The organism is Microbacterium sp. (assembly GCF_047971895.1).
Lineage (GTDB): Bacteria > Actinomycetota > Actinomycetes > Actinomycetales > Microbacteriaceae > Microbacterium.
The window spans coordinates 1-22,586 of the sequence record NZ_JBKEAF010000094.1 but is presented as its reverse complement, the minus strand read 5'-3'; the positions used below and the strand labels follow the sequence as shown (position 1 = coordinate 22,586).

Annotated in this window: 19 protein-coding genes and 1 pseudogene; 5 read left to right on the top strand and 15 right to left on the bottom strand. The window is 68.7% G+C overall.

Annotation, left to right across the window (positions count from 1 at the left end; translation table 11 throughout):
* The 8 genes and pseudogenes from ACK5IN_RS07615 to rplU all read right to left on the bottom strand — a co-directional run.
* Nucleotides 1-786: pseudogene (locus tag ACK5IN_RS07615) on the bottom strand (hypothetical protein); the annotation flags it as partial.
* A complete protein-coding gene (gene nadD, locus ACK5IN_RS07610) occupies nt 783-1,382 on the bottom strand; it encodes a nicotinate-nucleotide adenylyltransferase (protein WP_416895594.1) in 600 nt (199 codons plus the stop codon). The gene nadD and the pseudogene ACK5IN_RS07615, both read right to left, overlap by 4 nt.
* An 8-nt stretch (nt 1,383-1,390) precedes the next feature.
* Nucleotides 1,391-1,621, bottom strand: a complete 231-nt coding sequence (locus ACK5IN_RS07605) for a hypothetical protein (RefSeq protein WP_416895593.1) — start codon at nt 1,619-1,621, stop codon at nt 1,391-1,393.
* 46 nt (nt 1,622-1,667) lie between these two features.
* Nucleotides 1,668-2,927 (bottom strand): glutamate-5-semialdehyde dehydrogenase, encoded by a 1,260-nt coding sequence (locus ACK5IN_RS07600; protein WP_416895592.1) that lies wholly within the window; start codon nt 2,925-2,927, stop codon nt 1,668-1,670.
* 2 nt (nt 2,928-2,929) lie between these two features.
* Complete coding sequence (gene proB, locus ACK5IN_RS07595; protein WP_416895591.1) at nt 2,930-3,742, bottom strand: glutamate 5-kinase; 813 nt, start codon at nt 3,740-3,742, stop codon at nt 2,930-2,932.
* Nucleotides 3,739-5,250: a GTPase ObgE gene (gene obgE, locus ACK5IN_RS07590; protein WP_416895590.1), complete on the bottom strand. Its 1,512-nt coding sequence runs from the start codon at nt 5,248-5,250 to the stop codon at nt 3,739-3,741. The genes proB and obgE overlap by 4 nt, the downstream gene beginning before the upstream one ends.
* Nucleotides 5,251-5,324: 74 nt before the next feature.
* Nucleotides 5,325-5,582: a 50S ribosomal protein L27 gene (rpmA, locus tag ACK5IN_RS07585; protein ID WP_416895589.1), complete on the bottom strand. Its 258-nt coding sequence runs from the start codon at nt 5,580-5,582 to the stop codon at nt 5,325-5,327.
* Between the two features lie 19 nt (nt 5,583-5,601).
* Nucleotides 5,602-5,910 carry a 50S ribosomal protein L21 gene (rplU, locus tag ACK5IN_RS07580; RefSeq protein ID WP_416895588.1) on the bottom strand — a complete coding sequence of 103 codons (309 nt, stop codon included), beginning with the start codon at nt 5,908-5,910 and terminating at the stop codon, nt 5,602-5,604.
* Between the two features lie 155 nt (nt 5,911-6,065).
* On the opposite strand from rplU, the gene ACK5IN_RS07575 reads away from it, so the two are divergent.
* Nucleotides 6,066-6,341 (top strand): DUF4031 domain-containing protein, encoded by a 276-nt coding sequence (locus ACK5IN_RS07575; protein ID WP_416895587.1) that lies wholly within the window; start codon nt 6,066-6,068, stop codon nt 6,339-6,341.
* Nucleotides 6,342-6,347: 6 nt separating this feature from the next.
* Here ACK5IN_RS07575 and ACK5IN_RS07570 read toward each other — a convergent pair whose 3' ends face one another.
* Nucleotides 6,348-8,555: an Rne/Rng family ribonuclease gene (locus ACK5IN_RS07570; RefSeq protein ID WP_416895586.1), complete on the bottom strand. Its 2,208-nt coding sequence runs from the start codon at nt 8,553-8,555 to the stop codon at nt 6,348-6,350.
* Nucleotides 8,556-8,869: 314 nt separating this feature from the next.
* Between ACK5IN_RS07570 and ACK5IN_RS07565 the strand changes: the two genes are divergently transcribed.
* Complete coding sequence (locus tag ACK5IN_RS07565; protein ID WP_416895585.1) at nt 8,870-9,490, top strand: vitamin K epoxide reductase family protein; 621 nt, start codon at nt 8,870-8,872, stop codon at nt 9,488-9,490.
* Nucleotide 9,491: 1 nt separating this feature from the next.
* Here ACK5IN_RS07565 and ndk read toward each other — a convergent pair whose 3' ends face one another.
* The 4 genes from ndk to ileS are packed head-to-tail and all read right to left on the bottom strand — an operon-like array spanning nt 9,492 to nt 15,079.
* A complete protein-coding gene (ndk, locus tag ACK5IN_RS07560; protein ID WP_416895584.1) occupies nt 9,492-9,908 on the bottom strand; it encodes a nucleoside-diphosphate kinase in 417 nt (138 codons plus the stop codon).
* Between the two features lies 1 nt (nt 9,909).
* The gene (locus ACK5IN_RS07555) at nt 9,910-10,332 is read right to left on the bottom strand and encodes a DUF4233 domain-containing protein (protein WP_416895583.1); all 423 of its coding nucleotides are present in this window, start codon (nt 10,330-10,332) and stop codon (nt 9,910-9,912) included.
* The gene (locus tag ACK5IN_RS07550; protein WP_416895582.1) at nt 10,329-11,666 is read right to left on the bottom strand and encodes a bifunctional folylpolyglutamate synthase/dihydrofolate synthase; all 1,338 of its coding nucleotides are present in this window, start codon (nt 11,664-11,666) and stop codon (nt 10,329-10,331) included. Before ACK5IN_RS07550 ends, ACK5IN_RS07555 begins: the two co-directional genes overlap by 4 nt.
* Nucleotides 11,663-15,079, bottom strand: a complete 3,417-nt coding sequence (ileS, locus tag ACK5IN_RS07545; RefSeq protein WP_416895581.1) for an isoleucine--tRNA ligase — start codon at nt 15,077-15,079, stop codon at nt 11,663-11,665. Before ileS ends, ACK5IN_RS07550 begins: the two co-directional genes overlap by 4 nt.
* A gap of 559 nt (nt 15,080-15,638) precedes the next feature.
* On the opposite strand from ileS, the gene valS reads away from it, so the two are divergent.
* Entirely contained in the window at nt 15,639-18,239 is a 2,601-nt protein-coding gene (valS, locus tag ACK5IN_RS07540) for a valine--tRNA ligase (protein ID WP_416895580.1), read from the top strand.
* Nucleotides 18,239-18,478: a hypothetical protein gene (locus ACK5IN_RS07535; protein ID WP_416895579.1), complete on the top strand. Its 240-nt coding sequence runs from the start codon at nt 18,239-18,241 to the stop codon at nt 18,476-18,478. Before valS ends, ACK5IN_RS07535 begins: the two co-directional genes overlap by 1 nt.
* Before the next feature lie 514 nt (nt 18,479-18,992).
* Here the strand turns inward: ACK5IN_RS07535 and ACK5IN_RS07530 are convergent.
* Nucleotides 18,993-19,619 (bottom strand): ArsR/SmtB family transcription factor, encoded by a 627-nt coding sequence (locus ACK5IN_RS07530; protein WP_416895578.1) that lies wholly within the window; start codon nt 19,617-19,619, stop codon nt 18,993-18,995.
* Between the two features lie 103 nt (nt 19,620-19,722).
* Between ACK5IN_RS07530 and ACK5IN_RS07525 the strand changes: the two genes are divergently transcribed.
* Nucleotides 19,723-21,780: a M3 family metallopeptidase gene (locus ACK5IN_RS07525; protein ID WP_416895577.1), complete on the top strand. Its 2,058-nt coding sequence runs from the start codon at nt 19,723-19,725 to the stop codon at nt 21,778-21,780.
* A 32-nt stretch (nt 21,781-21,812) separates the two neighbouring features.
* On the opposite strand, the gene clpX is transcribed toward ACK5IN_RS07525, so the two are convergent.
* The coding region (gene clpX, locus ACK5IN_RS07520; protein ID WP_416895576.1) for an ATP-dependent Clp protease ATP-binding subunit ClpX at nt 21,813-22,586 on the bottom strand (774 nt) is incomplete at its 5' end.

Sequence of the window (22,586 nt, the reverse complement as noted above, 5' to 3'; positions counted from 1 at the left end):
GCCGGTCGATGTGACCGGTGCCGTCAGCGGTGCCTCGGCCGGTGCCAGGATCAGCGCGTTCGACGTCGCGACAGACCCAGTCGTCGACGAGCCTCGCGCGATCAGCTCATCGAACGACGGAGGCAGCGACGTTCCGCCGGGTCCCTTCGCAGGCGTGCTCGACTCGTCGAGCAGCGCACCACCGAACCCGGGACGCAGCAGCGGTCGCGAATCGGCTTGGTCCGGCTCCTGCGCGGACGTCTGAGGCGTGAACTCGTCCCCCGGTGCGGCATCATCCTGCGGCTCGGGCTCGTCCTGCGGCTCGGGCTCGTCCTGCGACTCCTCCACGGCGCCGGAGGCGAGACCGAACGGCTCGTCGTGCGCATCGTCCGAATCGTCGGCGTCGCGGTCGGCGACCACAACCGGACTCGACACGGGGGCCGCTTCCTCGGCAGCAGCCGGTTCGCCCGATACGGGCGCCCACGCGGAGGGTGCCGGCTCGGCAGCATCCGCCGTCTCCTCCGGCGCATCGACCGGTGTGACCACCGGAACCGACGCCGTGCGGATGCGCTCCTGCTCCCGCGCCTGACGGCGCGTGATTGGCGCCGCACCGAGATCGACCTGCTCGTCCGGGCGGGGCGGAGTCGGCATCACGACGGGGTCCGCCGGCCGCGGCAGGTGTGCTTCGGGCGGGTTCACGGGCGCGGGCGCGTCCGGGCTCTGGACAGGCATAGCGCCCGTCTTTCGCAGCGCCCGCATCTGCTTGCGGGTCAGTCCCGGACCGGTGTCGTGGTCGGGTGTGCTCATGCCGTGCTCCGATAGAGGTGATGCTTTGCAATGTATTGGACGACCCCGTCGGGAACGAGATACCACACCGGGTTTCCGTGATGAACGCGCTCGCGGCAGTCCGTGGACGAGATCGCGAGAGCGGGGACCTCCAACTGGGAGACCTTCCCCTCGGGCAATCCGCCTATGTCGAGGACGTGGCCGGGTCGCGATACCGCGACGAAATGCGCCAGATTCCAGAGTTCATCATGCTCTCTCCAACTGAGAATCTGCGCAATGGCGTCTGCGCCCGTGATGAAGAAGAGCTCAGCATCCGGTCGATGCTCCCGAAGTTCGCGCAGCGTATCAGCGGTATACGTGGGGCCGGCACGGTCGATGTCCACTCGGCTCACGGTGAATCGGGGATTGGATGCCGTGGCGATCACCGTCATCAGGTACCGGTGCTCGCTCGAGGTGACCTCTGCCTTCTGCCACGGGCGACCGGTCGGAACGAACACGACTTCGTCGAGATCGAACGACTGCGCGACTTCACTCGCTGCGACGAGGTGGCCGTGGTGGATGGGGTCGAACGTCCCACCCATGACCCCGATCCGCGGAGCACGCCCTTCGCCCGACATGCAACGGCCTAGTCGCCGTCCTCCGCATCCAGGTCCTGCGGGTGAGTCGGGCCGTGTGTGCGTGCGTACGCTTCTGCCTTCGCGACATGGCGGTTGGCCACATCACGGTACGAGAAGGTCACAAATGCGAGGAGCGCGAACACGACCAGCGCCACGATCGGGTACCAGATCGTCTCGAGCATGACGTTGTCGGGGTGTGCCTCAGCGCTGACTGCGGCTACAACCGTTGCGAGCTGCATCGTTACTCCGTTCGCGTGCGTGGTGTTCCTCGGGTCAAGTCTAGACTCACTCGCGCACCTGCCCGGCGCCGCGCGCCAGCCACTTCGTGCTGGTCAGCTCGGGCAGGCCCATCGGCCCGCGCGCGTGCAGCTTCTGGGTCGAGATGCCCACCTCGGCTCCGAAGCCGAACTCGCCGCCGTCGGTGAACCGCGTCGATGCGTTGGCCATGACGACCGCAGAATCGACCTCTGCGAGAAAGCGGTCCACGCTCGCAGCGTCCTCGCTGACGATCGCCTCGGTGTGGTGGGTCGAATACCGACGGATGTGGGCGAGCGCGTCGTCGAGATCGTCGACGAGGCGCATAGCAACATCGAGGCTGCCGTATTCGTTGCCCCAATCGTCGTCAGTGGCCGCCACCACGCCGTCGGCGAGCTGCGCGACGCTCGCGTCGCCGTGCACGGTGACACCCTGCTCCCGCAGCGCCGCGACGACGGGCGAGACGATGCGGCCAGCCGCATCGCGGTGCACCAGGACGGTCTCGACGGCGTTGCATACGCTGGGCCGCTGCACCTTCGCGTTCACGACGATGTCGCGTGCCCAGTCCAGCGGAGCCGAGGCATCCAGCAGGACGTGCACCACACCGGCACCGGTCTCGATGACCGGCACCGACGACTCGGTCACCACCGTCTCGATCAGCTGCGCACTGCCGCGGGGTACGAGCACGTCGACCAGTCCGCGCGCCTGCATGAGTTCCCGGGCGCCGTCGCGCCCGAAGTCATCGACGGTCTGGATCGCGTCGGGGTCGATGCCCCGCGCTGCCAGCGCCGCGCACATCACGCCGATGAGGGCCGCATTGGTCTCGAGCGCCGCTGACCCCCCGCGCAGCACGACGGCGTTGCCCGCACGAAGCGCGAGCGCGGCGATGTCGACCGTGACATTCGGACGCGCCTCGTAGATCGAGCCGACGACCCCGAAGGGCACCGAGACCTTGGTCAGCTGCACGCCGTTGGCCAAAGTGCGCTCGTCAAGCACGCGACCCACCGGGTCGGGCAGCGCCGCCACGTCGCGCACAGCGGCGGCCAGCGCAGCGACGCGACCGGCGTCGAGACGAAGCCGGTCCTGCAACGCGGTGGACAGCCCGTCGGCACGACCGCGCTCGAGATCCGACGCATTCGCCGCGACGATATCGTCCGAGGCCTCCTCGATGGCAGCGGCGATGGCGTGCAGCGCATCGTGCTTCTCGGCATCGGTCAGCAGTCCGATCGAGCGTGCGGCGGTCTTCGCCGCCTTCATGCGCTCGCGCGCGCTGGTGGCCGTCGTCATCATGCTTACAGTGTATCGACGGGGCGTGTGACGGCGGCAGGGTGCGGCGCGAACCACGTGCCGATCTCGGCACCCGCGAGCGCCTGGGTGACGAGGTCGGTGCCGGTGACGAGAGTGCCGATGCCGGATGCCGCGGCCAGCCGCGCCGCGGACACCTTGGTGGCCGCTCCCCCGGTGCCGACGCTGTTGACCACCACTGCCCCGAACTCGAGCGCCGACAGGTCGTCGTCGTGCTGGATGCGGTTGATGGGCATCGCGCCGGGTTCGTCCGGCGGACGCGTGTAAAGCGACTCGATGTCACTGAGCAGCACGAGCGCGTCCGCACCGATCAGCTGCGCCACCAGCGCAGCCAGGCGGTCGTTGTCGCCGAACCGGATCTCGTGCGTCGCGACGGTGTCGTTCTCGTTGACGATCGGCAGGATCCGCAGGCTCAGCAGCCGTTCCATCGCCCGCTGCGCGTTCGAGCGATGCGCGGGGTTCTCGAGGTCGCCGGCGGTGAGGAGCACCTGTCCCGCGACGATCTCGTACGGCCGCAGTGCGTCCTGGTAGCGGTAGATGAGCACGTTCTGCCCCACCGCGGCGGCCGCCTGCTGCGTCGCCAGGTCCGTCGGCCGGCTGTCGAGGTCGAGGTAGGGCATCCCCGTCGAGATCGCGCCGGACGAGACCAGCACCACCTCGGTGCCACGCCGGTGCGCGCCCGCCAGTGCGTCGACGAGTGGGCCGATGCGGCCCGCGCTTTCACCGCTGATCGACGACGAGCCCACTTTCACGACGATGCGCCGCGACGACGCCAGGTCGCGGCGCTCCCAGGCAGTCACTCGTCGTCCTCGTCATCGAGCGCCCACCCGGCCGCGACTCGCTCTGCCTCCAGCTCCGCACGTGCGGCCGCCTTCGCATCCATCAGCTCGTGGTACTGCTCGCGGCGCTGCGCTGTCGTGCGGCGGCCGCCCTGCTCGAGACGGGGGTCGGTGCCGCGCGGCGCAGTGGTGATCTCGGCCGCAGACGTCAGTGCGGGGTCCCAGTCGAAGACGACACCGTCGCCGTCGCCGATGACCACGGTCGCGCCGGGAACGGCACCGGCACGGAACAGCTCGTCCTCGACGCCGAGCTTCTGCAGCCGATCGGCGAGGAAGCCGACCGCCTCATCGTTCTGGAAGTCGGTCTGCTGCACCCAGCGCACGGGCTTCGTGCCCAGGATGCGATACACGGGGCCGTGCGATCCGCCCTCGACCCGCACCGAGAAGTCGCGGTCGGCACCGCGCGGGCGAATCACCACGCGGGGCGCGGCCGGCGCGTCGGCGACCGAAGCGCGATGCTCCTCGACCACCTGTGCCAGGGCGAAGGTCAGCTCACGCAGACCCCGATGCGCGACTGCCGAGATCTCGAAGACGCGGAATCCACGCGCTTCGAGGTCGGGGCGCACCAGGCCGGCCAGATCCTTGGCTTCGGGCACGTCGACCTTGTTCAGCGCCACGAGCTGCGGGCGCTCGACCAGCGGCATCTCACCCTCGGCCACGGGGTACGCCGCGAGCTCTCCGAGGATCACGTCGAGATCGCTGATCGGGTCACGCCCCGGCTCGAGCGTCGCGCAGTCGAGCACGTGCACCAGAGCCGAGCATCGCTCGACATGCCGCAGGAACTCGAGCCCGAGTCCGCGGCCCTCGCTCGCACCCTCGATGAGCCCCGGGACATCGGCGACCGTGTACCGCACATCACCGGCCTGCACGACCCCCAGATTCGGGTGGAGGGTCGTGAACGGGTAGTCGGCGACCTTCGGCCGGGCCGCCGAGATGGCCGAGATGAGGCTCGACTTCCCCGCCGACGGGAAGCCCACGAGTGCGACGTCGGCGACAGTCTTCAGCTCGAGGACGATATCGCCCTCCCAGCCGGGCGTGCCCAGCAGGGCGAATCCGGGGGCCTTGTGCTTCTGGTTGGCCAGCGCGGCGTTGCCGAGGCCTCCCTGCCCGCCGGGTGCGACGACGAAACGCACGCCGGGCTCGACCAGATCGGTGAGCACGGTTCCGTCGGAGTCCTTGACCACGGTGCCGACGGGGACCGGCAGCTCGAGCGACTCGCCTGCGGCGCCGGAGCGGTTGTCGCCCATGCCGAACCCGCCGTTGCCGCCGGAACGGTGCGGCGAGTGATGGTATGAGAGCAGGGTGGTCACCTGCGGGTCGGCGACCAGGACGATGTCACCGCCGTTGCCGCCGTTGCCGCCGTCAGGCCCGGCGAGCGGTTTAAACTTCTCGCGGCGGACCGACACGCAGCCGTTGCCGCCCTTTCCCGCGCGCAGGTGTAGCGTCACCTCGTCGACGAACGTGACCATGCGGGCTCCTACGGATACGCGTGACGGGACGGGCCGAAGCCCGCCCCGTCACGAACGCTGTGTGTGCGAGTGCGTCACTCGGCGACAGCGACGATATTGACGACCTTGCGGCCGCCCTTGCGGCCGAACTCGACCGCACCGGCGGCCAGGGCGAACAGGGTGTCGTCGCCACCGCGGCCGACGTTCGCGCCGGGGTGGAAGTGCGTGCCGCGCTGACGTACGAGGATCTCGCCCGCGTTGACGGTCTGACCCCCGAAGCGCTTCACGCCGAGTCGCTGCGCATTGGAGTCACGCCCGTTGCGGGTGGAGCTTGCGCCCTTCTTGTGTGCCATCTCTTCGTGCCTCTTCTGGTTACTTGATGCCGGTGATCTTGACGCGGGTGAGCTCCTGGCGGTGGCCCTGGCGCTTCTTGTACCCGGTCTTGTTCTTGAACTTCTGGATGACGATCTTCGGGCCGCGCAGATCGCGGATGACCTCGGCGGTGACCTTGACCTTCGCGAGCTTGTCGGCGTCGGTCGTGACGGCATCGCCGTCGACGAGGAGGACAGCGGGCAGCTCGATGGTCTCGCCTTCCGCCGCCTTCACCCGGTCGACCTGGAGGACCGTGCCGACCTCGACCTTCTCCTGCCGACCACCGGCGCGCACAACTGCGTAAACCACTTCATACCTGTTTCTTCAGGAGCGCTCAGCGCTCGCATGACTGATTCGGATGTCCCGCAAGACCGTGGTGCGGATTTCTCGACGCACCAGCGGTCTAGTTTACCGGATCGCGGGCCGGACGCGCAAAGCGAGGCGCGGCTGCCTAGACTCGGGCCGTGACGATCCTCATCGACGAGCCGCGCTGGCCGGCGCACGGGCGCCTGTGGGCGCACCTCGTCAGCGACTCCGACATCGAGGAGCTGCACGCGTTCGCCGCGGCCAACGGCATCCCTCGCCGCGGATTCGATCACGATCACTACGACGTGCCAGAGAACGCGCACGCCCGCCTGGTCGCGGCCGGCGCCGAGCCGGTCGACGGCCACACGCTGGTGCGCCGGCTCATCGCCTCCGGCCTGCGTGTGACGGCGCGCGAACGCCGCGTGCGCCCCTGAGCCGCTTCAGTCGGACTCGGGCTGCACGACCGGTGTGCCGGTCAGCGCCGCCGTGGTCACACGCCGGCGTGCCGAACGCCCCTGACCGGGGGCCTTGGGCTCCGGAAGCGCGTCGAGCACCGAGTCGAGCAGCGCTTCGGCTTCGCTCTTCGGTCGCGTCGACTCTGTGCGCTTCTTGCGCTTCTTGCGCTCGGGCGCCGGCGCCGGCTCGGGCAGCGTGATCGCAACGACGCTCTCGTCCTCGGCGGGTGCCTGGATCGTCGATGCCGCGATCTGTGCGAGGGCGGACTTGGCGCCCTCGGTGATCACGTGGGTGCTCCCATTCGGTGCGGACGGCTGGCTCGCGGCGCGGGAGCGGCGACCCGACCCCCCTGACGAGCCGCGGTGCTTGACCACAGGGTCGTGGTGCACCACGACCCCGCGTCCGGCGCAGACCTCACACGGCTCGCTGAAGGTCTCGAGCAGGCCCAGGCCCAGCTTCTTGCGGGTCATCTGAACCAGACCGAGCGAGGTGACCTCGGCGACCTGGTGCTTGGTGCGGTCGCGGCTCAGGCATTCGATGAGCCGGCGCAGCACGAGATCCCGGTTGGATTCGAGCACCATGTCGATGAAGTCGACGACGATGATCCCGCCGATGTCGCGCAGGCGCAGCTGACGCACGATCTCCTCGGCCGCCTCGAGGTTGTTCTTGGTGACCGTCTCTTCGAGGTTGCCGCCGGTGCCGACGAACTTGCCGGTGTTGACGTCGATGACCGTCATGGCCTCGGTGCGATCGATCACCAGCGACCCGCCGGAGGGCAGCCATACCTTGCGGTCCAGGGCCTTCTCGATCTGCTCGCTGATGCGGAACTCATCGAACGGGTCCTTGTCGCCGGCGTACGTCTCGACGCGCTCGAGCAGGTCGGGCGCCACGCTCTCGAGATACTGGGTGATGGTCGCGTGCGCGTCGTCGCCCTGGATCGACATCTTGATGAAGTCCTCATTGAACACGTCGCGCACGATCTTCACGAGCAGATCGGGCTCGGAGTGCAGCAGCGCCGGGGCTTGCTGCGTCTCGGACTGCCGTGAGATGTACTCCCACTGCGCCGTCAGCCGATGCACGTCACGCGTCAGCTGATCCTCAGTCGCTCCTTCGGCTGCGGTGCGGACGATGACGCCGGAGGACTCCGGCAGCACCTCCTTGAGGATCTTCTTCAGCCGGGCACGCTCCGTGTCGGGCAGCTTTCGCGAGATGCCGTTCATGGCGCCGCCCGGCACGTACACGAGGTACCGGCCGGGAAGCGAGACCTGACTCGTCAGACGCGCCCCCTTGTGCCCCACCGGATCTTTGGTGACCTGCACGAGGACCGTGTCGCCGGGCTTGAGGGCGAGCTCGATGCGCCGCGGCTGGTTGTCGGTCTCGACGGCGTCCCAGTCGACCTCGCCCGAATACAGCACCGCGTTGCGACCGCGGCCGATGTCGACGAACGCGGCCTCCATGCTGGGCAGGACGTTCTGCACACGACCGAGGTAGACGTTGCCGATGAGAGACGCGTCTTGATTGCGGGCAACGTAGTGTTCGACGAGGACGTCGTCTTCGAGCACCGCGATCTGCACGCGCCCGTTCTTGGAGCGCACCACCATGGCCCGGTCGACGGACTCGCGCCGGGCCAAAAACTCGGCCTCGGTGACCACCGTGCGCCGGCGGCCGGCTTCGCGGCCGTCGCGGCGACGCTGCTTCTTGGCCTCCAAGCGAGTGGAGCCCTTGATGCGCTGCGGCTCGGTGATGTACTCCACGGCACGCTGCCGCGAACGGCCGCCGCGGCCGGAGCCTTCGGACCTGCCGCCCCCGCTCGCTTCGGCCGCGTCCTCTCCGCCACCGCCCCGGCGCCGCCGCCGCCGCGGCGACGAACCGCCCTCGACGGGATCATGGCGCGGCAGCTCGGGCAGCAGCGTGATCTCCGGCGCGTAGAAGTGCAGCGCCGTGGACACCTGCGAGACGAACTCCTCGGGCAGCAGACCGAGGCCGACGGCGGTCAGCGCCTCAGGCTCCGGTGTCGCCTCCTCTGCGGTGGCATCGGCATCCGGCTCGGCGTCGCCTTCCGACTCGGCCGCGGCATCCGTCTCGGCTTCCACCCCTGCCGCGGCCGCGTCTTCGGTCGTGGGCATCACCTCAGCCGTGTCGGGCTGTGCCTCGGTGCGTTGGTCGTCGTGGTCATGTTCTTCATCAGCCATCTCTGGCGCACTCCCTGCGGGACGACACCGCGCGTCACCCCGGCGAAAATCGTGCGGCGCCTCCCGCCCCGCGGAGCGGAGTACGGTACCGCGAACTCACTCGGTCTGCAACGGGATCCGGCCCGCGGGGGCCGATGCTCACGCTGCGAGGGCGTTCGTTGCCCGAAGTCTTGTGGCGATGCGTTGCGCGGCGCGGCCGCGCGGTGCATCGACAGCCATTATCGCACGAACCACCCGTGCACGCCCGAACCGACGACACCGCGCGCGGCATCCAGACGCCCCTTCACACAGCCGCGCCTGCAATAATCCTCGTCATGCCACAGGATCGATCGCGGACGCACACCCGCCCCACCGCACTCGCCGTCTGGCTCATCGTCGCCGGTGTCGTCGGCTGGTGGGCGGCGTTCCAGCTCACGCTCGAGAAGCTCGCCGCACTCGCCGACCCGGGTCGGGCCGCCGCGTGCGATTTCAGCGTGCTGGTGCAGTGCACCGCCAATCTGGACTCGTGGCAGGGCCGTGTGTTCGGATTTCCGAATCCGCTGATCGGGCTCGCATGCTGGGTCGCGCCGATCGTCGTCGGGGTCGCGATCCTCGCCGGTGCACGCTTCGCCCGCTGGTTCTGGTGGCTGTTCGAGCTGGGCATGCTCTTCGCGTTCTGCTTCGTATGCTGGCTGATCTCCCAGAGCATCTTCGCGCTGGGCACACTGTGCCCGTGGTGCATGGTGACGTGGCTCGTGACGATCCCGTCGTTCTATGCGGTCACTCTGCACATCCTGCGTGCCGGCATCCTGCCCGCTCCCCCCGCGGTGCGGCGCGGGGCCGCATGGCTGATGAGCTGGGTGCCGCTGCTGGCGGTCGTCAGCTACGCGGTGGTCGTCCTGCTCGCCCAGCTGCGTCTGGACGCGCTGAACAACATCTTCGGCTCGCTGTTCTGAGTCAGCCGAACCAGATCTGCAGCTCGCGGGCGGCCGACTCGGGGCTGTCCGAGCCATGCACGAGGTTCTGCTGCACGGCGAGCCCCCAGTCGCGGCCGTAGTCGCCGCGCACCGTGCCGGGGGCTGCCGTGGTGGGGTCGGTGGTGCCGGCCAGCGACCGGAAACCCTCGATGACGCGGTTGCCGGCGACGCGGATCGCGACGCTCGGCCCCGACATCATGAACTCCAGCAGCGGCTCGTAGAAGGGTTTGCCCTCGTGCTCCGCGTAGTGCTGCTCGAGTCGCACGCGGTCGGGCTCGACCAGACGCAGATCCACCAGCGAGTATCCCTTCGCCTCGATGCGGGCGAGGATCGCGCCGGTCAGCCCCCGCGCGACGCCGTCGGGCTTTACCAGGACGAGTGTCTCTTCGATGGGCATGTCAGTCTCCGTTCGGGGCGTCGGGCAGGGGCTCGGCCGCACGGCGCGCATTGCGCGCATCGAGCTGGGCACCCTTGATCGTCGCATACGCCCAGAGGCCGCCGAAAATCAGGAACACGAACAGGATGGCGGGCACGAGCAGGGCTCCCAGCCCTAGTACCGCCTGCAGCACCCAGCCGGCCCAGAACGCCCACCGGTGCCGCAACATGCCGGCGACGGCGATCATCAGCACCCCGAGCACGGCTCCGGCCACGATTCCCCACCAGTCCGCCAGGTATGGCGGCAGCGCGCCCAGGCCGAACACGACCAGCCCGGCGAGGAAGACGATCACCGACTCGAACACGAGGACGATCGATCCCAGCGACTCCGCGGCCCCGCGGCGGCGGGTGGATGCCTGCGGCACCTGCGCGTCATCGGATGTCATTTGTAGCCCTCCTCGCGCGCGAGCGTGATCGCTTCGCCGGCCAGCACAACCGAGCCCGCGATCACAACGGCGCGCCGCTCGGACTCCCCCGCCCATTCGCGGGCCGCGCTCACCGCGTCGAAGAGGTCGTCGTGCGCGGAGGTCGCAAGACCCGCCGCACGAGTCAGCGCGACGATCTCGTCGACGCGCGCTGCCCGCTCGGAGTGCAGTGGCGTGACGAACACCCGCGCGACCACGGGTGCCAACTCGTCGACGACCCCGGCCACGTCCTTGTCGCCGAAGGCGCCCAGCACGAGCGCCCACTCGTCGAAGTCGAACGTGTCGCGTAGCGCCGCCGCCAGGGCGTGCGCCCCGTGCGGGTTGTGCGCGGCGTCGACGATCGTCGTCGGCTCTCTGCCCACCAATTCCATGCGCCCGGGCGAGACGACCTGGCCGAGGCCCTCGGCGACGATATCGCCGTCGATGGGGCGGGCACCGCCGCCGATGAGCGCCTCTACGGCCGCGATGGCCAGCGCGGCGTTCGCACCCTGATGCGCGCCGTACAGCGGCAGATACACGTCGTCGTAGGTGCCGGCCAGACCGCGCACCGAGACGACCTGGCCACCGACGGCCAGGCGGTCGCCTTCGACGGCGAACTCCTCGCCGGCGAAGGTGATCGGCGCGGCGCAGGCGGCCGCGGCATCCCTCAGCACCTGCTCCGCAGCCGGCCGCTGCTGCGCCGACACCGCCAGCGCGCCGTTCTTGATGATGCCAGCCTTGACCTCGGCGATCTCGGCGACCGTCTCGCCCAGCCGATCGGCATGGTCGATGTCGATGGGCGTGAACACGGCGACGTCGCCGTCGGCGGTGTTCGTCGAGTCCCACGAGCCGCCCATGCCGACCTCCAGCACGAGCACGTCGACGGGAGCGTCGGCGGCCACCACGAAGGCGAGCACCGTGAGGATCTCGAAGAACGTCAGCGGCGCGTCGCCGGCGGCTCCCAGCTCGGCGTCGACGATCCCCAGGAACGGCTCGATCTCGTCCCATGCGTCTGCCACCGCGGCGTCGGCAACCGGCTCGCCGTCGACGAGGATCCGTTCGGTGAAGCGCTCCAGATGGGGACTGGTGAACATCGCCGTGCGCAGGCCGTGTGCACGCACGAGGCTCTCGATGATGCGCGCCGTCGAGGTCTTCCCGTTCGTGCCCGTGATGTGCACGACGCGATAGGTTCGCTGCGGGTCGTCCAGCAGTTCGAGCACGCGGCGCGTGCGCTCCACGCGCGGCTGCACCCAGCGCTCGCCCTGCCGGGTGAGCAGCCGCTCGTACACGGCGTCGGCGCGGGATCGGTCGCTCACTTCGACTCACTCCGCTCGCTCAGCGCACCGCGCGCGGATGCCTGCACTCGCGTCACGCCGACGGTGAACCCTGCCCGATTGGCGTAGGTTCCGGCACCGATCTCGGCCGCGTACTCCGGTTCGGGGCTCACGCCGGTGGCGCGCAGCGTCGCGGTGCGGGTGCGCAGCACGACGGCCAGGGCCAGGGTCTCCCCCGCGACATCGGCGGCATCGAACCCCGCCTCGGCGGCCTGCGCGTCGCCGACGTCGTCGAACGTGAGCTGTAGGGCGATGCGGTCGCTCACGTCGAAGCCGGCGGCACGACGCGTGTCCTGCACGGCGCGGATGATGTCCCGTGCCAGGCCCTCGGCTTCCAGCTCGGGGGTCGTCGTCGTGTCGAGCAGCACGAATCCGCCGCCCGAGAGCAGGGCGATCGCCGTGCCCTCCGCGATACCGCCCGCCTCCAGCGTGAGGTCGTACTCGGCCGGCTCGAGGGCGATGCCGTCGACGACGACCGTGCCGTCCTGCTCCTCCCACAGCCCGGCCTTGGCGCCCGCGATGACGTGCTGCACCTGCGTGCCGAGGCGCGGACCCGCCGCCCGGGCGTTCACCATGAGCCGCTGGCTGATGCCGTAGCGCTCGGCGACGTCGTCGCCGAGCTCGACCAGTTCGATCGCCTTCACATTCAACTCGTCACGCAGGATGCCCTCGAACGGCGCCAGGGAAGCGGCATCCATCACCGCCACCGTCAGCGACGGGAGCGGCAGACGCACCCGTTTGCCCTCCCGCTTGCGCAGCGCGTTCGCGACCGACGACACCTCGCGGATCGCATCCATGGCCGAGCGGATATCGGTGGCTGCCGGGAACGCGGCGGCGTCGGGCCAGTCGGTCAGGTGCACGCTGCGACCGCCCGTGAGCCCCTGCCACACGCGCTCCGCGACCAGCGGGATCAGCGGCGCAGCCACACGCGTGAGCGTCTCGAGCACGGTGTACAGCGTGTCGAAGGCCGCGGTGTCACCGCCCTCCCAGAAGCGATCCCGGGAGCGACGGATGTACCAGTTGGTCAGTGCCTCGGCGAAGTCGCGCAGCCGCTCGGCCGCCGTGGTCGAGTCGAGGCCCTCGAGATCGGCGGCGACATCGCGCACCAGCTCGCCGGTCAGCGACAGGATGTACCGGTCGAGCACGTCGGTCGAGTCGGTGCGCCACTTTGCCTCATAGCCCCCCTCGCGCGCCGAACTCGTCACCTCGCTCCCCGAACCCGTCGCGGGGCGTGCGGCATTGGCGTACGTCGTGAAGAAGTACCACGCGTTCCACAGCGGCAGCAGGAACTCCCGCACCCCCGCACGGATGCCCTCCTCGGTGACGGCGAGGTTGCCGCCGCGCAGCACCGAGCTCGACATGAGGAACCAGCGCATCGCGTCGGAGCCGTCCCGGTCGAACACCTCGGAGACGTCGGGGTAGTTCTGCAGCGACTTCGACATCTTCTGCCCGTCGCTGCCGAGAACGATGCCGTGGCACGACACACCCGTGAACGCGGGCCGGTCGAAGAGCGCCGTCGACAGCACGTGCATCACGTAGAACCAGCCGCGGGTCTGCCCGATGTACTCCACGATGAAGTCCGCAGGCGCGTGCGAGTCGAACCAGTCGTGATTCTCGAACGGGTAGTACACCTGCGCATAGGGCATCGAACCCGAGTCGAACCACACGTCGAAGACATCCTCGATGCGACGCATCGTGCTCTTGCCTGTCGGGTCGTCGGGGTTGGGCCTGGTCAGCTCGTCGATGTAGGGACGGTGCAGATCGACCTCTCCGTCGGCATTGCGCGGCAGCCGCCCGAAGTCGCGCTCGAGCTCTGCGAGCGATCCGTAGACGTCGACGCGCGGATGACCCGGGTCATCGCTGCGCCACACCGGGATCGGCGAACCCCAGAAGCGGTTGCGGCTGATCGACCAGTCGCGCGCGCCTTCGAGCCATTTGCCGAACTGGCCGTGCTTGACGTTCTCGGGCACCCATGTGATCTGCTCGTTGTTCGCGAGCATGCGGTCCTTGAACTCTGTGACGCGCACGAACCAGCTCGACACCGCGCGGTAGATGAGCGGGTTGCGGCACCGCCAGCAGTGCGGATACGAGTGCTCGTAGCTCGCCTCGCGCAGCAGTCGTCCCTCCTGGCGCAGCAGGCGGATGAGCGGGCGGTTCGCATCCGCCCACAGCTGCCCCGCGACATCCGTCACCTGCGGGAGGAACCGGCCGCCGTCGTCCAGCGACAGAATCGTCGGCATGCCTGCCGCCTCTGTCACCCGCTGGTCGTCCTCACCGAACGCGGGCGCCTGGTGCACGATGCCGGTGCCGTCGGTGGTGGTGACGTAGTCGTCGACGAGGATGCGCCAGGAGGTGCCGGTTCCCCACGCGTCGGCGTCGACATAGTAGTCGAACAGCCGGTCGTACGCGACATCCTGCAGCTCGGCGCCGAGGACGGTCTGCGTGACGGCGTCGCGGGCGGCGTCGGGTGAGTCGTAGCCGAGGTCCTTCGCATGGTGTGCGAGCAGTTCCTCGGCGAGCAGGTAGTGGTGCGCCGTCGCCGACGCGGGCGCATCACCGGCCGCAACGTCGGCCGCGCCGTTCGGTCCGCCCGGGACGACGACATAGCGGATGCCGGGACCCACCGCGAGCGCGAGGTTCGTCGGCAGCGTCCAGGGCGTGGTCGTCCAGGCCAGCGCGCGCACGCCGACGAGTCCGAGCGTCTCGGCCTTGGCGCCGACGAGTGGGAACGTGACGGTCACCGACGGATCCTGGCGCATCTTGTAGACATCGTCGTCCATGCGCAGCTCGTGATTGCTCAGCGGGGTCTCGTCACGCCAGCAGTAGGGCAGCACGCGGTATCCCTCATACGCGAGTCCCTTGTCGTACAGGCTCTTGAACGCCCACAGCACCGACTCCATGAATCCGGTGTCGAGGGTCTTGTAGCCGCGCTCGAAGTCGACCCATCGCGCCTGACGGGTGACGTAGTCCTCCCACTCCCGGGTGTACTCGAGCACTGAGGCACGCGCCTTGGCGTTGAAGGCAGCGACCCCCATACGCTCGATCTCGTCCTTCTCGGTGATGCCGAGCTGCTTCATCGCCTCGAGCTCGGCGGGCAGCCCGTGCGTGTCCCACCCGAAGACACGGTCGACCTTCTTCCCGCGCATGGTCTGGAAGCGCGGGAAGACGTCCTTGGCATAGCCCGTGAGCAGATGACCGTAGTGCGGCAGCCCGTTGGCGAACGGCGGACCGTCGTAGAACACCCATTCCTCGGCGCCCTCGCGTTGAGCGATCGACGCACGGAACGTGTCGTCGCGTTTCCAGAAGTCCAGCGTCTCGCGCTCGATCGCCGGAAAGCGCGGGCTCGGGACGACATCTGCCGCAGGGCCGAAGGCCGAGGGGATGGGATAGGTCATGTGTGTCTCTCGCAGGGTCGTGTTCTCCTGCGAGGACGGTCGTTCGACCGCGGTACCACCCCGCTTGGCGGGTGCCTGCGGCATCCGCCCGCTTTCACGGCGGCTGTGACGGGCCTGCCCCGCTCGGTTCTAGTTCCTTCGATGCACTCGCCCTGAGCGTGCCGAAGGGTTCTTCCGAGAGCTCCCCGGTGATGGCCGGATCGACGCCGATCCTGAGATTCTACCCCTCGTCACGGGCTCGATCTGCCGTTCTCCGTGCCTTCTCGCCGTTGCTTCGCGAGGAGCTGGACACTCGCGAGGGGGCGACGAGGTAGGCATCGGCGTGCGGCGCGACGAGCCATCCCCGCCAGGCCGCTGCAGTTCACCCGAGGTCCACCCCAGAACCGTGCCCGGTCTCGCCAACTGTTCGGCCTCGGTATCGCGGATCTATGGAGAGGTCATCGACCGATCCCACCCGTGGAGGAGCAGACGGCGCGTGCCCAGACGCGGCCGGTAGACTGTGGCCGCATCCCACACTCAGGCACGCTCACACGGTGCCGCACATATCGCAAGGAGACCCATGGCCGACGCCCTTCGACCCGCTCGGGGACCGATTCCCGACAAGCCCGCCCTCGAAGGTCTCGAGCAGAAGTGGGATGCCGCGTGGTCCGCTGCGGGAACGTACCTGTTCGACCGTGATGCCGCCATGTCGAAGGGTCGCGCTGGGGTGTTCTCGGTCGACACTCCCCCGCCGACCGCGTCGGGGTCGCTGCACATCGGCCACGTCTTCAGCTATACCCACACCGACATCACGGTGCGGTACGAGCGGATGCGCGGAAAGACGGTCTTCTACCCCATGGGGTGGGACGACAACGGCCTGCCGACCGAACGCCGCGTGCAGAACTTCTACGGCGTGCGCTGCGACCCGTCGCTCCCCTACACGCCGGACTTCACACCGCCGTTCCGGGGCGACGCGAAGAGCCTGAAGCCGGCCGATCAGCAGCCGATCAGCCGCCGCAACTTCATCGAGCTGTGCGAAGAGCTCACTCTCGAAGACGAGAAGGCGTTCGAGTCGGTCTTCCGTCAACTCGGTCTCAGCGTCGACTGGACGCAGACGTACCGCACGATCTCGGACGAGACGATCCGCACGAGCCAGCTCGCGTTCCTGCGCAATCTCGAGCGTGGCGAGGCCTACCAGTCGCTCGCGCCCACGCTGTGGGACATCGACTTCCGCTCAGCCATCGCGCAGGCAGAGCTCGAGGACCGCGAGCAGCCGGCCGCCTTCCACCGCGTGGCCTTCGCAAAAAGCGACGGCTCCGGTGACGTGTGCATCGAGACCACCCGGCCGGAGCTGCTCGCCGCGTGCGTCGCGCTCGTCGCCCACCCCGACGACGAGCGCTACCAGCCGCTGTTCGGCAGCACCGTGCGTACGCCCCTCTTCGATGTCGAGGTGCCGATCCTCGCGCACCCGCTCGCGCAGCAGGACAAGGGTTCGGGCATCGCGATGATCTGCACCTTCGGCGATGTCACCGACATCGTGTGGTGGCGCGAGCTCGACCTGCCCAACCGCACGATTCTCGGCAAGGACGGCCGGGTGATCGCCGAGGCGCCCGAGGTCATCACCGGCGAGCAGGGCAAGGCCGCATATGCGCGCCTGGCCGGCAAGACAGTGTTCAGCGCGCGCAAAGAGATCGTCGAGCTGTTGGATGCCTCCGGCCGCCTCGAGAGCGTGTCCGCGCCGTTCCAGCACGCCGTGAAGTTCTACGAGAAGGGCGACCGGCCGCTGGAGATCGTGTCGACGCGACAGTGGTACCTGCGCAACGGCGCGCGCGACGAGACGCTGCGTGACACCCTCATCGCGCTCGGTCAGTCGATGGCGTGGCATCCGGACTTCATGCGTGTGCGCTACGAGAACTGGACCAACGGGCTCACCGGGGACTGGCTCGTGTCGCGGCAGCGCTACTTCGGTGTGCCGATTCCCCTCTGGTATGCACTCGATGAGAACGGCGAGCGCGACTACGACCGTGTGCTGACACCCGACGCGACCACGCTCCCCGTGGACCCGACGATCGACGTCCCGCCGGGCTACACCGAGGAGCAGCGCGGGGTTCCGGGCGGGTTCGATGCAGAGAAGGACATCTTCGACACGTGGGCGACGTCGTCGCTGACGCCGCAGCTCGCCGGCGGCTGGCAGCGCGACGACGGGCTGTGGAACGTCGTCGCGCCGTTCGACGTGCGCCCGCAAGGGCAGGACATCATCCGCACGTGGCTGTTCTCGACGATGCTCCGCTCAGCCCTCGAAGACGGCCGAGCGCCGTGGACGGATGCCGCGATCTCAGGCTTCATCGTCGACCCCGACCGCAAGAAGATGTCGAAGTCGAAGGGCAACGTGGTGACCCCGGCCGATATCCTCGCCCAGCACGGGACCGACGCCGTGCGCTACTGGGCGGCGTCCAGTCGTCTCGGTGCCGACGCCGCGTTCGACCCGCAGAATCCCACGCAGGTCAAGATCGGCCGGCGTCTGGCCATCAAGGTGCTGAACGCGGCCAAGTTCGTGCTGTCGTTCCCGGTGCCCGAGGGGGCACAGGTGACCCACGCACTGGATGCCAGCATGCTCGCCACGCTCGACCAGGTCGTGCGTGATGCGACCAAGGCGTTCGAGGCCTACGATCACGCACGGATGCTCGAGGTGACGGAGTCGTTCTTCTGGACCTTCTGCGACGACTACCTCGAGCTGGTCAAGGAGCGCGCCTACAATCAGGGCGACACCGGGCAGGCATCCGCCGCTCTGTCGCTGCGGATCGCACTGTCGACGCTCCTGCGCCTGCTCGCACCGGTGCTCGCGTTCGCCGCTGAGGAGGCCTGGTCATGGTTCGAGGAGGGCTCCGTGCACCGCGCGGCCTGGCCCGAGCCGCTCGGCATCGACGCCGACCCGGGTGTACTGACCTCGGTCAGTGCGGCCCTCATCGGCATCCGCCGTGCCAAGACCGAGGCGAAGGTCTCGCAGAAGACCCCCGTGGCCTCCTTGACTCTCCGCGCCGACGACGCGGCGATCGCGCACCTGCGTCGGGCTGAGGGCGACCTGTGCGCGGTGGGGCGCATCCAGAGCCTGGAGCTGGTCGGCGGCGGTGACGCGCTCGCCATCGAGGCTCTCGCGCTCGCTCCCACCGAGGAGGCGTGATGCAGCTCGGTACCCGCTGGACCGCCCGCTCGGCTCCGCCGGCGGCCGTCCCCGAGGAGTTGCACGCGCAGCTGGCCGCCGTCGAGGCGGACCTGCCGCCCGGGGAACCGCTTCCGCGATGGACGCTGACCTGGCTCGAAGGGCGTCCGGTCGTCGAGCTCGACACGGGAGTCGTCGTGAGCCTCGACCGCACGGGTGCCGTGTTCGTGCGGCACGATGACGACGACGCGTTCGCCTAGACTCCGGCCGCGGGCTCTGATTCCGTCGCTTCGACCTCCGCCTTTCTGGTGCCGACGAGCAGCAGACGCGCGGCGACGAGCATCGCACACAGCGCCAGCCCACCGGCGCTGCCAGCAGCGCCCCCAGAGCGATCCCCGCTGTGGTTCCGCCACAGCCACCGGATCGCCTCTCCCGCCGGAACGGCGGTGCGGCCCAGTCCGTCTGCGAGGTGGCTGAACACCGCTGCCGACCAGAGCCGCGAGAAGTCGGCCCGAGCGGCGCGCAGCGTCCCTCCCGTACCGCTGTCGCGTGCGGGTCATCGCGGAAGCATGCCGGTGGCGCCGTAGCCCTCGGCTATGCGACGGGCCATATCGCTCTGGGCCTGGGCCATCAACAGACGCCGATGAGGCGCTGCGGTGCGCCGGGCCGCCCGCGCGGAGACGTAGCGGGTGGCTGCGGCGGCCATGCGCAAGAGCATCTTCTCGGTCCGTGTGATGCGAGCCGGAAGGCATGCGGCGGTCATCGTTGTCATGATCAGTCCAATCCGGGGAGCGGGAAGACGTCGACGCGCATCGTGACGGGCCGCACACCCTCTCCCGCTTGGTGACGGTGGGCGCGGACGGTTTCATCCACCAGTGCCATGATCTTTCGACTCAGCTCCCGGGTCTGTGCGGCCGTCAGGTTTGCGGACGCGGTCGAGATGAGACTCGCGTCACGCCAGTCCTCGCTCTCGCGCTCGATCCCGTGCTCGGTGAACTCCCGCAGCTGATCGCTTCGATTCCGGAAGAACTCCCGCATCGCCAGCTGTGTCACGGCACGCCCGGCGGGTGTCTTGATCGCGTCTTCGTTGAGGAATGTGACGCCACCGATCGGGCGTTCCCACCACCTCTCCCGCCCCGAGCCGCGTCCGGCGACCTCACGGATGAGGTCGTGCTTCGCCAGCGCGCGCAGATGGTAGCTCGTCGACCCACTCGACTCCCCGAGTCGCTCGGCAAGGGTGCTCGCCGTCTGTGGCCCGTACTGGCTGAGGATGTCGTAGATCTGTACGCGGATCGGGTGGGACAGGGCGCGCAGCGCTCCGAGACCGAGCACACGGTCGTCGCGGTGTGCTCGCGCGACGAGCTCTTCGGCATCCGTCTCGACGTCTGTGGGCTCTTCCATAATGCAAGGATATCTTTGCAACATTCTCTTTGCAAGTGCTGTTTGCAGCGGTGTGTTTGCAAATGACTCTCTGTCGACGGGCGGTCACCCATAGGCTGGTGGAATGACCCTCGGCAATCCCCTGCTCGCCCCGAGCGCACTCCCCTATCAGCTGCCCGACTATGCGCGAATTCGCAGCGAGCACTATCTGCCCGCGTTCGACGAGGCCTTCACCGAGCACCGGCAGGAGGTCGCCGCGATCACACGGGTGCGCTCGATGCCGACGTTCGAGAACACCATGGTCCCGCTGGAGAACTCCGGGCGCCTGCTCGAGGACGTCGCACACGCCTTCTACACGGTCAGCTCCGCCGATGCGACGCCCGAGATCCAGGAGATCGAAGAGACCGTCGCCCCGCTCATGGCCGCCCACCAAGACGCGATCCAGCTCGATTCCGCCCTGTTCTGGCGGGTCAAGACGCTGCACGATCAACTCGACGACCTCACCCTCGACGCGGAGCAGCACTACCTTGTCGAGCGCCGCTATCGGCAGATGGCGCGTGCCGGCGCCGGCCTGGATGACGACGCCAAGGCGCGACTGACCACCCTCAACCAGCGGCTGTCGTCGCTCACGACGACGTTCGAGAAGAATCTGCTCGCCGAAACCAACGACCTCGCGGTGGTCTTCGACGATGCGGCAGAGCTCGACGGACTCACCGAGGGCGAGATCTCGGCCGCCGCCGGGCTCGCCGCGGACCGCGGTCTCGACGGCCGCTATGTCGTCACGCTGACCCTGTTCACGGGGCATCCGTATCTCGCGCACCTCACCAACCGGGCGAGCCGCAAGCGGATCATGGATGCGTCGCGCGCCCGTGCGCGCCGAGGCAATGCGAATGACAACGCGGCCGTGCTGGCCGAGATCGTCCGGCTGCGCGCCGAGCGTGCGACACTGCTGGGCTTCGATTCGCATGCCGCGTTCGTCACCTCGGACGAGACCGCCGGTTCACCCGACGCGGTCCGAGATCTGCTCCACCGCCTCGCAGCGCCGGCCGCGGCGAACACCGCTCGCGAGCGGGCGGCTCTTCAGACGATCGTCGACACCGAGGCGGAACCGTTCGCCCTCGCGGCGCACGACTGGGCCTTCTACACCGAGAAGGTGCGCCGCGCCGAGTACGACCTCGACACGACAGCCCTGCGACCCTGGTTCGAAGCCGAGCGCGTGCTGCAGGATGGTGTGTTCCGCACGGCCACCGAGCTGTACGGGGTGAGCTTCACCGAGCGCGACGACCTACGTGGATACCACCCCGAGGTGCGCGTGTTCGAGGTGCACGACGCCGACGGCTCGGCGGTGGGCCTCTACCTGCTCGATCTCTATACCCGCGACACGAAACGCGGCGGGGCATGGATGAACCCCATCGTGTCGCAATCGACCCTGCGCGGTACCCTGCCTGTCGTCGTGAACAACCTGAATGTGCCCAAACCGACGGCAGGACAGCCGACCCTGCTGACGCTCGACGAGGTCACCACGCTGTTCCACGAATTCGGGCACGCGCTGCACGGTCTGTTCGCCCGTGTCACCTACCCGCACTTCGCAGGGACCAACGTCTACCGCGACTTCGTGGAGTTCCCCAGCCAGGTCAACGAGATGTGGATCTACTGGCCCGAGATCATCGCCCGGTACGCGCGGCACCTCGACACCGGTGAGCCGCTGCCCGCAGAGGTGCTCGACAGGCTGCACGCCTCCGAGACGTTCAACCAGGGCTTCTCCACGAGTGAATATCTGGCGGCGGCCTGGCTCGATCAGGCCTGGCATCTGCTCTCCGCCGAACACGCGGCGCGCGACATCGATGTCGCCGCATTCGAGGCCTCCGCCCTGGCCGACATCGGGCTCGACGACGCCCTCGTCCCGCCGCGCTATTCGTCGACGTACTTCGCGCACGTGTTCGCCGGCGGCTACAGCGCCGGGTACTACTCGTACATCTGGAGCGAAGTGCTCGACGCCGACACCGTCGAATGGTTCCGCGACAACGGCGGACTCACCCGCGCCAACGGCGATCGATTCCGCCAGCGACTGCTCGGCATCGGCGGATCGAAGGACCCGCTCGAGGCATACCGCGACTTCCGCGGGCGAGATGCCGACATCCAGCCGCTGTTGGAACGTCGGGGCCTCATGCCGACGGAGTGAGTCCGAACCCGGCCCGCCACGCCGGCGCGCCGCTAGGCGCTCTTGCGCCTCTGCCGCAGCACGAGCGTCGGCGACGCACCCTCATCGACCGCGGCTCGGGTGACGATGACCTTCGTGGCGTCTTCGGTCGACGGGATCTCGAACATGATCGGACCGAGCACGTCTTCGAGGATCGCCCGCAAACCGCGTGCGCCGGTCTTTCGCGCGACGGCGAGGTCGGCGATCGCCTCGAGCGCCTCCTCCTCGAACTCGAGCGCGACACCGTCGAGGTCGAACATGCGCTGATACTGCTTGACCAGGGCATTCTTCGGCGCGGTGAGGATCTCCATGAGCGCCGAACGATCGAGCGGCGACACCGAGGCCACGACGGGGAGCCGACCGATGAACTCGGGGATGAGCCCGAACTTGTGCAGGTCTTCGGGCTGCACCTCGCCGAACAGGTTGACGTCCTCGTCCTTGCGGTGCAGGGAGGCGCCGAAACCGACGCCGTGCTTGCCGACGCGCGATGAGATGATGTCTTCGAGCCCCGCGAACGCACCCGCGACGATGAACAGCACGTTCGTCGTGTCGATCTGGATGAACTCCTGATGCGGATGCTTGCGACCGCCCTGCGGCGGCACCGACGCTACCGTGCCCTCGAGGATCTTCAGCAGCGCCTGCTGCACACCTTCCCCCGAGACATCTCGCGTGATCGAGGGGTTCTCCGCCTTGCGCGCGATCTTGTCGACCTCGTCGATGTAGATGAGCCCGGTCTCGGCGCGCTTGGTGTCGAAGTCCGCCGCCTGCAGCAGCTTCAGCAGGATGTT

Coding starts and splice junctions, on each gene's coding strand:
- nadD (WP_416895594.1), bottom strand. CDS start 1,382: ATGTCGGGCGAAGGGCGTGCTCCGCGGATCGGGGTCATGGGTGGGACG.
- ACK5IN_RS07605 (WP_416895593.1), bottom strand. CDS start 1,621: ATGCAGCTCGCAACGGTTGTAGCCGCAGTCAGCGCTGAGGCACACCCC.
- ACK5IN_RS07600 (WP_416895592.1), bottom strand. CDS start 2,927: ATGATGACGACGGCCACCAGCGCGCGCGAGCGCATGAAGGCGGCGAAG.
- obgE (WP_416895590.1), bottom strand. CDS start 5,250: ATGGTCACGTTCGTCGACGAGGTGACGCTACACCTGCGCGCGGGAAAG.
- rpmA (WP_416895589.1), bottom strand. CDS start 5,582: ATGGCACACAAGAAGGGCGCAAGCTCCACCCGCAACGGGCGTGACTCC.
- ACK5IN_RS07570 (WP_416895586.1), bottom strand. CDS start 8,555: ATGGCTGATGAAGAACATGACCACGACGACCAACGCACCGAGGCACAG.
- ACK5IN_RS07565 (WP_416895585.1), top strand. CDS start 8,870: ATGCCACAGGATCGATCGCGGACGCACACCCGCCCCACCGCACTCGCC.
- ndk (WP_416895584.1), bottom strand. CDS start 9,908: ATGCCCATCGAAGAGACACTCGTCCTGGTAAAGCCCGACGGCGTCGCG.
- ACK5IN_RS07555 (WP_416895583.1), bottom strand. CDS start 10,332: ATGACATCCGATGACGCGCAGGTGCCGCAGGCATCCACCCGCCGCCGC.
- ileS (WP_416895581.1), bottom strand. CDS start 15,079: ATGACCTATCCCATCCCCTCGGCCTTCGGCCCTGCGGCAGATGTCGTC.
- valS (WP_416895580.1), top strand. CDS start 15,639: ATGGCCGACGCCCTTCGACCCGCTCGGGGACCGATTCCCGACAAGCCC.
- ACK5IN_RS07535 (WP_416895579.1), top strand. CDS start 18,239: ATGCAGCTCGGTACCCGCTGGACCGCCCGCTCGGCTCCGCCGGCGGCC.
- ACK5IN_RS07530 (WP_416895578.1), bottom strand. CDS start 19,619: ATGGAAGAGCCCACAGACGTCGAGACGGATGCCGAAGAGCTCGTCGCG.
- ACK5IN_RS07525 (WP_416895577.1), top strand. CDS start 19,723: ATGACCCTCGGCAATCCCCTGCTCGCCCCGAGCGCACTCCCCTATCAG.